Source organism: Parabacteroides sp. merdae-related_45_40, assembly GCF_001915675.1.
In genome coordinates this window covers 11580-25681 of sequence record NZ_MNQY01000044.1, presented here as the reverse complement: position 1 = coordinate 25681, position 14102 = coordinate 11580, and the positions used below count along the sequence as shown (strand labels likewise).

Genomic DNA, 14102 nt, shown 5'->3' with positions numbered 1-14102 from the left:
AATTAAAAATATCCTTCTCTCTTTTTCTGTTCCATACTTGCATCCTGGTCGAAGTCGATCACGCGTGTCGTGCGTTCGCTCTTGGTCGTCGTCATCATCTCTTCGACGATCTTTTCAATCGTGTCGGCATTGCTTTCCACAGCCCCGGTCAACGGCCAGCAGCCTAAGGTACGGAAGCGCACCATGCGCATCTTGATTTGATCGCGGTACTGCTCCGGCAGACGGTCGTCGTCCGCCATGATCAGGTTGCCGTCGATCTCTACGCACGGACGTTCCTTGGCAAAGTACAACGGTACGATCGGAATATTCTCCAGGCGGATATACTGCCAAATATCCAGCTCCGTCCAGTTGGACAGCGGGAACACACGGATGCTCTCCCCTTTATGGACACGGGCGTTGTAGATGTCCCACAACTCCGGACGCTGGTTCTTCGGGTCCCACTGGTGGAACTTATCGCGGAACGAATAGATACGTTCTTTCGCCCGGCTCTTCTCTTCATCGCGACGAGCGCCTCCGAAAGCGGCATCGAACTTATATTTATCGAGCGCATGCAACAACGCCTGCGTCTTCATCAGGTCCGTATGCACCTTGCTTCCGTGCGTGAAAGGCCCTACACCGGCATTGAATGCCTCCATATTGGATTCCACGATCAGGTTCCATCCGAATTTCTTCGCATAGTCGTCGCGGAACTGAATCATCTCCTTGAACTTCCATTTGGAATCGATGTGCATCAAAGGGAAAGGAACTTTTCCCGGAGAAAAAGCCTTTTCTGCCAGGCGAACCATGACGGAAGAGTCTTTTCCGATAGAATAAAGCATCACAGGATTCTCAAACTCGGCAGCTACCTCCCGGATGATATGGATAGACTCTGCTTCCAACTCCTGTAAATGGCTTAATTTATAATCTGACATTGTATGTTATTTAATGTTGTTATTATTCTTACCTTTCTATTCTAATATAGTTCCATGCCCATGAAACTATGTTTTCATGCTGCAGAAACAAAAATTTCATGCCGGGGAAACTATTGTTTCCCGCCAAGGGAAACCTTCGGCAATATCAGTTCAAGCAAACGGGTTACGGATTCCTCCAGGCTCAACACGGAAGTGTCTAACGTCAGGTCAGGATGTTCGGGTGCTTCGAAAGGAGCGGAAACGCCCGTGAAATCCTTGATCTCGCCCCGGCGTGCCTTCGCATACAACCCTTTGACATCGCGCCGCTCGCACTCTTCGATCGGAGTGCTGACATATATTTCCAGGAAGTTCTCCTTCCCGACAATAGATGCCGCCATTTCCCTCAAATCGTTATTCGGGCTGATAAAAGCCGCTATCGTGATAACTCCCGTATCGATAAAAAGTTTGCTTACTTCGGCGATACGGCGGATATTCTCTACCCGGTCTTCAGCCGAAAAGCCGAGATTGTTGTTGATCCCGCTGCGGATATTGTCGCCGTCCAGGATGCGGCACAGCAAACCGCACTTGTGCAACTCGCGCTCAAGCGCTATCGCCACCGTGCTCTTCCCGGAACCGCTCAACCCGGTAAACCACACCATCACACTGCGCTGCTTCAACAAACGCTCCTTATCCTCCCTTGTCATCATCCTATCGAAAATAGGATAGATGTTAGTTGAAAGTTGAGAGTTGAGAGTTGAAAGTTTCTCTTCGATATTATTATTATTTACTTGTTCCATTCATATTTTGTTTACTTGTTTTCACAATACTGACCGTCAGTTTAATCAATTCACGGCAGTCTTCTATAATCGATTCGTATTCTTTTTCAGATAAATAATCCGTTTCTTTCAATAACATAATCCAATATTCCGTTTCATTTGCTTCCTTCAAAGCAATATTCACTTTGCTTATAAAATCGGCTTTGGACTGCGCATGCTCAGCTTCTTTCAAAAGAGCGCCAATGGCAGTTCCACTACGCAACATCTGTTTTGACAGAACAAATTCTTTTCTTTCATATAATATCTTATATAGTCTAACGATACGGATCGCAAAACCAAAGGACTTTTCTGCCGTCAAACTCTTCCCCATCACTTTCAACTTTCACCTTTCAACTTTCACCTGTTTAGAATTTCCAGATCATCGGTATCACGAACACCGAGATCAAAAAAGTGATCAGGTTAAGGGGTAAACCGATTTTCACGAAGTCCGTGAACTTATAACTACCGATACCTTGCACGATCAGATTGGTCTGATAACCGATCGGCGTACTGAAACTGGCTGATGCCGCCATACAGATCACCACGAAGAACGGCGTCGGGTCCACACCGAGCTGCGTAGCGACCGACAAGGCGATCGGGAAACTGAGCGCCGCAGCCGCATTGTTCGTAATCAGTTCCGTAAAGATATTGGTGATGATAAAGACTATCGCCAGTAAAGCATACGGTCCCATACTGCTGGACATACCGATAATATGGCGGGCTATCAAAGCGGCGAAACCGGAATTCTCCATCGCCTTGCTGATAGCAAAGGCACAGGCAATCGTAATCAGAATATCCCAGGATATATATTTGGTATACTTTTTCGGAGGGAAAATCTTGGTCCACGCCATGATGATGGTCGTAATGCAGACAAAGAAAAACATATCCAGCCGTATTTCAGGGAACGCCTCTTTCACCACAGGCAACTCCCCTATCGTGGCGCCTACGATCATAAAGATCAGCAAGCCCAATGCCAGCCAGCGTTTCTTGCGGGAAACAGGTTCCGTACCGTCCTTGCCGTTGGCAAGCAAAAGGAAGACGCTGGATTCGCCCCATGTCGGCACGAACGTATCGTCCGCCCAAAGAACCAGCGTATCGCCCTCGTGCAACGTCACCTTATCGAGATCGCGGGTAAACCGCTGTCCCCCGCTCTTCACCTCTTTCACGATCGCACCGTAATGACGGGTAAAATTGAACTCGCCCAATGTCTTGTTGATACCCGGAAAACGGGAGCCTAACACCGCTTCCACCCGGTGCAGGTTACCGGGGTTGCCGTCTTCCTCCTCTTCCTCGTAGCGATCGGTGCGGGAATCGGGCAGCAGCTTGTTGGAGAACACGAAGAGGTAAATGATGCCGGCCAGCGCGATAAAGATCCCCACCCTTCCCAGCTCGAACATCGTAAACCCTTCATATCCGGCATCGAGGATCATGCCATGTACGACCAGGTTGGTCGATGTCCCGATCAGGGTACAGATGCCGCCTAAAATGGTCACATACGAAAGAGGAATCAGGAATTTCGTCGCCGGCAGCTTGACCGACTCCGCCCAACGCTTGATGATAGGAGCGAAAATAACGACAACAGGCGTGTTGTTAAGAAAAGCGGATACAAAAGCGACAGGCGGAAGCATACGCAACTGCGCCTTGAAAACGGTTGTCTTCCCCTCCGGCAACAACTTCTTTATAAGTTGTCCCAATGCTCCGCTCTGGCGAATACCCTCGCTTACCAGAAAAAGCATTCCGACGGTTATCATCCCTTTATTGCTAAAACCTTCGAGCATTTCTTTCGGCGTCAATATTCCAACACAGAGGAACAGCACCACAACCGTGAGTAACACCATTCCGGGCCTCAGCCCATCCCATATCAACGCCCCGATCATGCCGACCAATGCCAGCAATACAAATATTATTTCAAAGTTCATCCTTTCAATTGACAATTGACAATTGACAATCGACAATTAAGAACAGAGACCATTAATTATCAATTGTCAATTATCTGTTAGGGTTGCAAATGTAATAAGAATATTAAATCTAATCTTACTACGATAACCAATTTTAGGGATAATCTTGCTTACAGACCAAAAGTTTCAGCAAACGGAACAAACCGCCCGTCAGAGCGGTTTGACGATGAACCACGGATTATGAAGGTCTTCCTTATTGTACTTTAAAGGTGTTTTGCCATCGATATGATAAACTTCGCATCCGGCCGCCCGTGCAATCGCATGTCCGGCGGCGGTATCCCACTCCATCGTCGGTGCGAAACGGGGATAAACATCGGCCGTTCCTTCCGCCACCAGGCAGATCTTCAAGCTGCTGCCGCTACTGATCAGGGTAACCGGCTGTCCCTGCTTGCGCAGGTTCTCGATAAAGGCCGTCGTTTCTTCCGTCTGGTGCGAACGCGAGGCGACCACCACGACTCCCTGGTGTCCCATCGGCATAGGCAGGCGTATGGCTTTCGTTTTTATCTCGTCCATCGAAGGCTGGTATCCGTAGTCTATCTCCGCCAGCTTGAACGCTCCCAACGAGTCAGCCGCGAAATACAGCTCTTTCCGCACGGGCACGTAGATCACGCCCAATACCGGAACCCCTTCCTTCACAAGGGCGATATTAACCGTAAATTCGCCGTTTTTCTTGATAAACTCCTTCGTCCCGTCCAACGGGTCGACGATCCAGAGCATGTCCCAGCCTGAACGTTCGGCAAAAGGCGTCTCTTTTCCTTCTTCGCTCAACACGGGGAAAGGCGTCACGGACAGGGCCATCGAGATAATCGCATGGGCCTTCTTGTCGGCTTTTGTCAACGGGGAGTTATCGGCTTTACGTTCGATGCCGAAATCGGATTCCGGATCGGTATAAATATCCATGATCGCTTTGCCTGCATCGAGGGCGGCGCGAATAGCTATATACAGGTAATTTGCATAATTATTCATCATCACTTACTCTTTTAGTTGTGTTAATATACAAATATAGTCAATTTCCTCGAATAATCCGAATTTTAAGCCCTCATTTTCACTCGATGTCCAAAACATATATGTTTTGAATTCAAATCACCGGTGTTTCGTTTTCAAATCACCGGTGTTTTGAAATCGAACCGGTTGTTTTCGACGATGGATCGGCCGACGGCATAGCCTTCGTCATACAAGGCGGACAGCTTCTTGCGGTCGTTGGTGGTGCGGCCGACTTCCATTTTCTTTTGCGGACGGATGACGATCGCGTCTCCTTTCGCTTCCAGCTCGTCGATATAATCCAGCACTTCGTTATAGTTGCGGTAGCGCAGCTTCAACTGCTTGCGGATAGCGGGATACCGGCGGTAGATGAAGCCGGGCAGCCAGAAGTCCTTCTCTTCCTTACGGTAGCCTTTGTTGCGGGTCAGGATAATCACGTTCTTGCGGAAACCGTCGTCGATGGCGTGCCGGATCGGGATGGCATCGCAGACACCGCCGTCGACCATCGGGACACCGTCGACATACGCCACCGGACAAAGCACCGGAAGCGTGCAGGAGGCACAACAGATATCGACCAGGCGGTCTGCATCCTGCTTCTCCTCGAAATATTCGGCTTTACCCGTCAGGCAATTGCTGGTGACCATGACGAAGCGGTTCGGCGACTTGAAATACGTCTCGTAGTCGAGCGGATAATATTTTTCCGGATAAATATAAAAAAGGTATTTCATGTCGATATATCCCCGCCCCCGAAGGAAATGCCTGAAACCGATATAATCATATTTTTCCAGCAGGTCGATATTGCTGAAACGGGAACGCCCGCGCTGCCGGGAGGCATACGAAATACCGTTGCTCGCCCCGGCAGACACACCGATCGTATAAGGGAACCAAATGTCATGGTCCATAAAGCAGTCCAGCACTCCGACGGTGAAGATGGCACGCATCCCTCCTCCTTCAAGCACCAGACCTGTGCGACTATCTATATCCATATCTGTTTACCATAAAAATAATAGCCATTGCCTGGCTCACACCGGACAATGGCTACAAAAATATAATAAATCAGCGATATAAACATCGTCTTTTTACAGAATAACTTCGTTCACCAAAGGACGGTGGCAGCGGAAGTCTTCGATATTCTGAAGGGTGGTCTCTGCAATGTTATGCAGGGCCTCTTTCGTGAAAAAAGCCTGATGCGAAGTAACGATCACATTATTAAAAGAAAGCAGACGGGCCAATACATCATCGTCGATAATTTTATCAGACTTGTCTTCATAGAAGTATTCGCCCTCCTCCTCGTACACGTCCAGACCGGCCGCCGCGATCTTCTTTTCCTTCAGGCCTTCGATCAGGTCGTTGGTGTTGATCAGTTGGCCCCGGCCTGTATTGATGATCATTACGCCTTCCTTCATCTTGTCGATGGAGTCTTTGTCGATCATATATTTTGTCTGGTCGGTCAGCGGACAATGCAAGGAGATGATGTCCGACTCGCGATACAGTTCGTCTAACGAAACATAAGAAATACCTTCTTCTCCGGCAAACTTCATGTCCGGGTAAAGGTCATAAGCCAGAATGCGCATTCCGAACCCTTTCAACAGGCGGATCAGGATCCTGGCGATCTTTCCCGTGCCGATAATACCGATCGTCTTGCCGTGCATATCGAACCCCATCAGGCCGTTCAGCGAGAAATTACCGTCTCGCGTACGCCAGTAGGCACGGTGTATCTTACGGTTCAGCGACAGCATCAGGGCAAGCGAATATTCGGCTACGGCGTAAGGCGAATAGGCCGGTACGCGAACGACCGGCAGCTTTCCTTTGGCCGCTTTCAGATCCACATTATTAAAACCGGCACAACGAAGGGCCAGCAGTTTGACACCATTGTCCACCATCGCATCGATCACAGCGGCATCGGCGGTGTCGTTGACAAAGATACAGACCGCGTCCGTATCTTGCGTCAGGACTACATTGTTCGGATTCAAATGTCCTTTATAGTAGCGAATGTCGTAATTGTACTTTTCATTTACTTTGTCGAATGAAGCTATATCGTACGGTTTAGCTCCAAAGAATGCAATTTTGTATGCCATATTATTTGTTTTTATATCTAACAATCAAAACGGCCTAAATGTTGAAAAGAAAAGGTGGGTAGTAGAAAAGGAAAGGTCCGGCTAAAGAGTGCTTAACCGGACCTCTACCCATATATAGTTTTTATAATGAAGTATATCGTTCAGCCTTCCTTTGAAGACTGTCCTTTTTTATTCGCAGCTGCATTATGCTTATTATCCCGATGAATAAAAAGCCACCTATAATAACTGTCGATAATAAGCACATCCCCATAAACCACATCATATTCATAATATTCATACAGTCTCTCCTTTCTGTTTTGTGTTTGTGTTATCTAATAAAACAAAGATAGCCATTCTTTCCATCCGTCCAAGCGTAACAATCTAAAACTTACGGGAATTCGATTTCCACCGTCGTTCCCTTCCCGACCTCGGACGTAATCGTGATTTCCGCCCCGTAGCTTCTTAGGATACGCATGGAAAGACTAAGTCCGATACCATGCCCGGCGAACTCCCGTGTGTTGGAGGCACGATAGAAAGGCTGGTACACACGGGCGATCTCCTCCTCCGGAATACCGATCCCCATGTCCGTAATGGTCAGGACAGAACCTTTCAGCTGCATCTCGACAGGCGCTTCTCCCGAATATTTACATGCATTATTCAAAATGTTGCCGATAGCGATCTTCAGCAGATGCGGATTCGCCTCGATAGCGAAAGCGAAATGGTCGGTTGTAAAACGAACGCGGTTACCCACGAACTGCATCAGGAAGTCGGCCAGCAAAACCGTCTCACGTGCATTCTTCAGGATCTCCTTATCCCCATGAGAGAGGAAAAGCAGGTTCTTCATCAATAGGATGATGCGTTTCGTTTCGGAAGCGATACGCCCCAATGCTGCCTGGTATTCGGCCGACGTACGTTCCTTCAGCAAGCTGATCTCGCATTCTCCCTGGATGGCCGTAAGCGGATTATTCAGTTCATGAGATGCATTGCTGATAAAAGACTTCTCACTCTGGTAAGCCGCATCGATACGGTCGACCATGCGGGTCGCATACAAACGGCCGACGAAATAGACCAGGACGGCACTGATCACCAGCATCCCCAGCAACAGCCAGCCGATCCGGTGCTGGATATCCCCGCCGTACTGGTTGCTCGACACAACCAGTACGATAAAATTGCCCTCATTATCCGGATAGTAGACAGCCGCTCCTAATTCTTTCCCTTCATGGAAACGAACCACATTGCCTGCATACAGGGAAGCGATCTTCTCATCGGTCAGGTAACGGGACAAGACGCTATGCGCCTCTGCGATGCTGTCGGCGTTCAGCAAGATTTCCGCTGCAACAGGCAACGTCTCCTCATAATGCTGCTGGATACGGGCATAATCTTCCTCGTCCAACTCATCCTTCTCCCAATGCTTCTGTGCCGTCGCGTATGCCTTCTCCGTCAGATAGGAATAGTAGAGGCGGCTGATATAGTCGGTCGCCACAAAATAGAAAACGACTGTCACCATCGAAATAATGCCGATCGTGATAGCCGTATAAAAAAGAGCAATCTTATTCCCGGTCTTCATGCTTCCATCATATAGCCCACTCCCACTACGGTGCGGATCAGTTTGCGGTCGAAATCCTTGTCGATCTTGCTACGCAGGTAATTGACATAGACATCCACCACATTCGTATTCGTATCGAAGTTCTTGTCCCAGACATTTTTCAGCAAGGTCAGCCGGCTCTGTGCCGTCCCCTGGTTCCGAATCAGATATTCGAGCAGGCGGTACTCCTTTACGGTCAGGTCGATCACTACTTTGCCACGGATCGCCCGGTGGCTGGACGGATCGAGTGTCAGGTCTCCACAACTCAGAAGCGGTACGGCAGGTTCCGCCCCCGTACGCCGTAAAAGGGCTTTGATACGGGCTTCCAGTTCCTGGAAACTGAAAGGTTTCACCAGATAGTCGTCGGCACCGGCATCCAGTCCGTTCACGATATCGTCCGTCGTCCCTAAGGCGGTCAGCATGATAACGGGTGACTGGTAGCCATACGTCTGGCGATACTGTTTACAGAGTTGCAGACCGTTCATCTTCGGCATGATGATGTCGAGTATCAACAATTGGAAATCCTCCTGCTGAACCAACTCCCAGCCGGCCTGCCCGTCATTGGCCACGCGGACTTCATGACCAAACTCCTGCAAGCCCCGCTCGATGAAAGAGGCGATGTTTATTTCATCTTCTACTAATAATATCTTTGCCATTACATGTTTTTGTGTATCGGACTACAAATATAGGATAAAAATCATCAGATCATTTGTTCTTTCCGATCCTGTAAGGCGGCCTCACCCGAAGATGATCCACTTCCAAAAAAGGAATCTTAGGATAGAGAAGGTCGAGGAGGCTAAGATCTATCTTGCCCGGAACGACCTCGATACGGACACGGGCAAGACCTTTCTTCTTAAAATCCAGAAGTTCGGCCGCACCGGCAGAGACATCGATGATACGTCCTTTGCGGAAAGGACCGCGATCGGTGACACAGACGATCACCCGCTTCATATTGGACAGGTTGGTGACACGCAGGAAAGTGCCGAAAGGATATGTGCGGTGGGCAGCAACCAGCTCATCCGCATCATGGACCCGCCCGCTGGCGGCCTTACGGCCGTGGAAACGGTTGTGGTAATAAGAAGCAAGCCCTTCCTCCTGGCCCCACACATCCCCCGTGCCCGCGAAAGCGACCAACAGAAGGATGATATGTACCAGGCGGAAGGGCATACACGTTATCGTTTTACTTTACAATAACGCAAGGCTCTTGATTTTATTGTAGCAGTTCGATTTTATTGTAACAACTCGCCCTTATATTCTCCGGTGAGCGTGTTCAGGAACGCCACGAGGCTCTTGGTATCCGCGTCCGAGATGTTCTTACCGATCTGGAACTGGTGCATGATGCGGATGGCATCTTCGACCGTCGCGATCGAACCGTCGTGCATATACGGCGGGGTAAGCATCACGTTACGCAGAGTCGGCGTCTTGAAACGATGGCGATCCTGTTCGTTCTTCGTGACGGAATAACGTCCGTTGTCACCATCCGTCAGCCCTGTGCCGCGATAATCGAAATAATTATCCTTGATACCCATGTATTCGAAAGACTGTCCACCCAGGTTCACCCCCGTATGGCAAGTAGCGCATTTATTCTCCTTAAACAATTCGTAGCCTGCGACCTCCTCGGCAGTCAGAGCCGTCTTATCACCCATCAGATACTTGTCGAAGCGGCTCGGCGTGAGCAACGTCTTTTCAAACTCGGCGATAGCATCGGTAATCGTAGACTGGTTGAAACCTTCCGGATACACTTCGAGGAAACGTTTGCTCAACTCCTTGTCTTCCGCCAGCTTGGCCGAAATCTCGTCAAACGAGTGGCTGCCCATTTCAACCGGGTTCAAAGGAGGCCCGGCAGCCTGTTCCTTCAGGTCGGCAGCACGTCCGTCCCAAAACTGCAGGATATTCAAAGCCGAGTTATACACAGTCGGAGCATTCACGCCGCCGAACTGTCCGTCTATCCCCTCGGAATATTGTTTGCGGTCCACACCGGCAGTCGCCAACCCGTGGCAGGTAGCACACGAGATCGTGTTATCGCCGGAAAGACGGGTGTCATGATAAAGATCGAACCCCAACGCTACCTTGGCCGAATCGGTCGGGATGGAAGCCATCAACGGTTGCACAGGCTCATTGGCAAATTCTTCGGCGACGGTAGGTGTCGAATAGTTCTTCTTACGGACATCCTTCGCCCAGGAAAGCAAGACCGCCTTTTCGTCGCTATCGAGGTTTGTCCCCCAGTGCATCGGCATGTGCGAATACTTGGCGGGAGGCATGGAACCTGAGAGAGCGGCATCTTCCACCTTGGCCAGGTCGGCTTCGGAAACGAGTTTGCCATTGTCGAGCGCCTCCAGCATCGCCGTCAGATCCAGATAACGCGTACCTTCCCGCATATCCGCCTTGACAGTCGGACCGATCAGAGGAAGATTACCGTAGAAAGGAGTCGCCGCCGTAGCCGAGTGACACTGCATGCATCCGTTCTCACGAAGGATGGAAGCAACCTGTTTTGCCTGATTGTCCGCATACTTCTTGTATTCGGAGGAACCACACGAAGGCAGAACCAGAGCCAATGAAAGCAGCCCTAAAGGTAATGCCGTCCTCTTACAAAGAATAGTGTTAAGCATAATTATTGGTTTATTTAGATTTGTTAAATGCAAAGGTATGCAGAATTATCAAGAGGCATGTAGAAAGCTCATCAGTTTTATCTATGGCATGATAAATAAAAACTATAGTCCCTTGTTATTCTCCAGCACCTCTCTGAGACCGTCGAGCATTTTGCCCGAAAGTTTCAGGCGAGCAAGGTTTCTCTTGTAATCGTCGGGATGATGCAGGTCGGAACCGGCATAATCGTAGAAGCCTTCCTTCATCAGGTATGCGGCATATTTGGCAGGACGGGCGCCATACACGCCGGCAAGTGAGAACAGGTTCAGCTGGAACTTGTACCCCTTGTCCTTCAGCCGGAAATAATCCTCCTTCGTCATATACATATACCGTTCCGGGTGAGCCAAGACAGGCGTGTAGCCCTCCAAGCTCAGTTCGTAAAGCAAGTTCAGATAGTCGGGAGGAGGCGAGAGATAGGAAGTCTCGACCAGGACTTGCCTGTCCGCATACGTCAAGAGGCCGTCCGCCATCTGCAAACGGAAACCGGCATCCAGCATATACTCCGCCGCCAGCCTCAACTCGATCCCTTCCGGGGCAAACTGTTTCATACAAGCAAAACGATCCTGCAAGTAACTGCGCCGGTTGTCAGGCAGGTCCGCCATTACATGAGGAGTCAGGAAAACACGTTCCACACCAGCCTCCTGCATCGCATTCAGAGCCGCCTGCATATCATCGGCGCTCTGCACACCGTCATCCACACCGGGCAGCAGATGTGAATGCACATCTGCCGTCCCCCTCAACAAATCGGTGTGAACCGCGTTCTTCTTTGGAAAAAGTAGGGAAAACATCTTTTCTATTTATTTTTTATGTTGTCCGTAACCATACCCATAGCCGTAGGAATAACCGTAGCCATACCCGTAACGGTAGCCGTACGCGCCATGCTTGTAAACCGTCCCGTTCAGGATCAGGCTCATGTTACGCAGCTTGCCTTCCTGGTAGAGTTTCTCCACTTCGGGAAGGGCACGGCGGTCCATTCTGCCCGCACGGACGACATAGATCGTCAGGTCGGCCACCCGGTTGACGATCACTGCATCGGCAACCACACCGGCCGGTACGTTGTCCAGGATGATATAATCATACCGCTTACGCAGCTCGGCGATCAAAGTCTCCAACCTGTCCCCCAGCAAGAGTTCAGCCGGGTTAGGCGGAACAGGACCGGCATGGATGATATCCAGCTTGTCGCACAACTCGTTCTGCCGGATGATCTCATCGACATTGTCGATACGACCGGACAGATAATTGGTGACACCCTTGTCCGATACATGGACATGCGAACTGAGCGTTCCCTTGCGGATATCGAGGTCGACCAAAACGACCTTCTTGTGCGTAAGGGCGAAACTCATCGCCAGGTTCATGGAGACGAACGTCTTGCCGGCTCCCGGATTGAACGAGGTGAACATCACCACCTGCATCTTCTTATCCTTCACCCGCATGAAGTCCATATTGGTACGCACGATACGGAACGCCTCCGAAACCGAGTCGCGGCCGTTCTCATGCACCACCACCTCGCTCTTGTCCTTCTTGTCGCGCATCGGGATCTCGCCCAGGAACGGCACGGAGAGTACCCCCTCCACATCCTTCCGCGAGCGCACCTTCGTGTCGCTGACCGCCAACAGCCACAAGACACCTGCCGGTATCGCACATCCCAGCACGATGGAAGCCAACAGGATCATCATCGACTTCGGAGCCACCGGGGCATTGCTTCCCGCCGCCGGGTCGATGATACGTGCGTTGCTTTCCGTCATCCGCTGCGTCAACTCGTTCTCCTCACGCTTGTTCAACAGGTAGAGATACAGTTCCTCTTTGATCTTCTGGCGGCGTTCCACCGAAAGGACCTCCTTCTGCTGGGTCGGCACAGCCGAGATACGGCGGCTCGTCTGTTCCTCCTGCGCCCGGATATTCTTGATCTTGATGTTCAGCCCGACGATCAGGTTATCCACCGAACGGATGATGGTCTGCTTCATCGCGATCAGCGAATTGTTCAAGTCCTGCACCACCGGGTTCTTGCTACTGCTGTTGCTGATCAGCTTGTCGCGTTTCAGCAACATCTCGTTGAACTCCCCGATCTGCGACTCGATGTTCACATCCGATATGCCCGTGTTCGCCGGGATCAGGTCCGAACTCTTGCCGGGGTCCGTCAGGTAGTTCTTGATGTATTTCGCCAGGCTCAACTGGTTCTCCAGACTCAATCCCTCCTGGCGATATTGGCTGGAAGTCTGCAGGTACATGCCCGTCTCGGACGAGATATCCGTCAGCTGGTGTTCCCGCTTGTACGACTCGATATCCGAATCCACATCCCCCAATTCCTTCTCGATCACAATCAGACGGTCGTTGATGAAGTTGGAAGTGTTCATCACGATCTGGTTCTTGTCGTTGATCGCGTCTGTGTTGTAGACGGAGATCAGCGTGTTGATCACATCCTCCGCACGCGGGATGGAGACATCCTGAAGCGTCAGGTTGATGATCGTCGATGCCTTGTTCGCCAAAGTAGCCTGCAAGCCTCCCTGGAAGCGGAGCGCCACATCCTGCAACGGCGATTTCGTCACCTGCACGACCGTATTGAAATACTTGTCGCCGTAATAAAGCGACGGGACCACCACCACCCGACCGACAGGCGTCGTAACCGTGTCGTTCAGCGCCACCTTCACCGGCTTGCCGTCCGCCACCTCCTGCCCGCCGAGGGTGAATCCGGACAATACCACCTCCTTTCCGGAGACAGGAACCGCCTTCAACGAAAAAGCCTGTGCCTCTTCCGCATCCGGGAAAGAGAGCTGTACGGGCGACTGAGTGTACAGTTCCACCATCCGCAGCCCGTCTTTTACCGTGTAGCTCACATCCAGATGCAGGTTACGCGCCACTTCGGTCATCAACCGCCTAGACTTGAATACCAGCACCTCGTTATCCACATTCCGCTTCGAACCGAAAAGCCCCAGATCCTCGAAAGCGGCCGACTCGCTCATCGCACCGCCCTTCGCATCATCTTTGATCAGTACCGAAGCCGTCCGGGTATATACCTTGGGCGCCCACTTCAGATAGAGGAACGCCGTCCCGGCACATACCACGACGGACAGAACAAACCAATACCAGTTAGCCAACACCGTTTGCAGGATGTCCCCCAGGTTCAATTCGTTCTCTTCCATGCGGATGTTCGTTTCTTGTTCTGTGTTCAT

General features: G+C 50.6%; 13 protein-coding genes. All 13 read right to left on the bottom strand.

Features of this window, described 5'->3' with window-relative positions; all coding sequences use genetic code 11:
- Positions 1 to 2: 2 nt before the first annotated feature.
- Positions 3 to 911, bottom strand: coding sequence for a sulfate adenylyltransferase subunit CysD (cysD, locus tag BHV83_RS05120; RefSeq protein WP_005642903.1), 909 nt, complete (start codon positions 909 to 911; stop codon positions 3 to 5).
- Between the two features lie 110 nt (positions 912 to 1021).
- Positions 1022 to 1687 (bottom strand): adenylyl-sulfate kinase, encoded by a 666-nt coding sequence (gene cysC / locus BHV83_RS05115; RefSeq protein WP_005638237.1) that lies wholly within the window; start codon positions 1685 to 1687, stop codon positions 1022 to 1024.
- A complete protein-coding gene (locus tag BHV83_RS05110; RefSeq protein ID WP_005638238.1) occupies positions 1671 to 2036 on the bottom strand; it encodes a four helix bundle protein in 366 nt (121 codons plus the stop codon). The genes cysC and BHV83_RS05110 overlap by 17 nt, the downstream gene beginning before the upstream one ends.
- Positions 2037 to 2070: 34 nt before the next feature.
- Positions 2071 to 3624 (bottom strand): SLC13 family permease, encoded by a 1554-nt coding sequence (locus BHV83_RS05105; RefSeq protein ID WP_005638239.1) that lies wholly within the window; start codon positions 3622 to 3624, stop codon positions 2071 to 2073.
- Between the two features lie 189 nt (positions 3625 to 3813).
- The gene (cysQ, locus tag BHV83_RS05100) at positions 3814 to 4629 is read right to left on the bottom strand and encodes a 3'(2'),5'-bisphosphate nucleotidase CysQ (protein ID WP_005642898.1); all 816 of its coding nucleotides are present in this window, start codon (positions 4627 to 4629) and stop codon (positions 3814 to 3816) included.
- A gap of 134 nt (positions 4630 to 4763) precedes the next feature.
- Entirely contained in the window at positions 4764 to 5630 is an 867-nt protein-coding gene (locus BHV83_RS05095) for a patatin-like phospholipase family protein (RefSeq protein WP_005638241.1), read from the bottom strand.
- 93 nt (positions 5631 to 5723) lie between these two features.
- Positions 5724 to 6722 (bottom strand): 2-hydroxyacid dehydrogenase, encoded by a 999-nt coding sequence (locus BHV83_RS05090; protein WP_122131401.1) that lies wholly within the window; start codon positions 6720 to 6722, stop codon positions 5724 to 5726.
- A gap of 367 nt (positions 6723 to 7089) precedes the next feature.
- Complete coding sequence (locus BHV83_RS05085; protein ID WP_022322181.1) at positions 7090 to 8268, bottom strand: sensor histidine kinase; 1179 nt, start codon at positions 8266 to 8268, stop codon at positions 7090 to 7092.
- A complete protein-coding gene (locus BHV83_RS05080) occupies positions 8265 to 8942 on the bottom strand; it encodes a response regulator transcription factor (RefSeq protein ID WP_216953752.1) in 678 nt (225 codons plus the stop codon). The genes BHV83_RS05085 and BHV83_RS05080 overlap by 4 nt, the downstream gene beginning before the upstream one ends.
- Before the next feature lie 49 nt (positions 8943 to 8991).
- Entirely contained in the window at positions 8992 to 9453 is a 462-nt protein-coding gene (locus BHV83_RS05075; RefSeq protein WP_005638250.1) for a septal ring lytic transglycosylase RlpA family protein, read from the bottom strand.
- A gap of 62 nt (positions 9454 to 9515) precedes the next feature.
- Positions 9516 to 10895: a cytochrome c peroxidase gene (locus BHV83_RS05070; protein ID WP_122204540.1), complete on the bottom strand. Its 1380-nt coding sequence runs from the start codon at positions 10893 to 10895 to the stop codon at positions 9516 to 9518.
- Between the two features lie 102 nt (positions 10896 to 10997).
- Positions 10998 to 11720 carry a tyrosine-protein phosphatase gene (locus BHV83_RS05065; RefSeq protein ID WP_055284515.1) on the bottom strand — a complete coding sequence of 241 codons (723 nt, stop codon included), beginning with the start codon at positions 11718 to 11720 and terminating at the stop codon, positions 10998 to 11000.
- A 9-nt stretch (positions 11721 to 11729) separates the two neighbouring features.
- Positions 11730 to 14102 (bottom strand): GumC family protein, encoded by a 2373-nt coding sequence (locus tag BHV83_RS05060; protein ID WP_286756615.1) that lies wholly within the window; start codon positions 14100 to 14102, stop codon positions 11730 to 11732.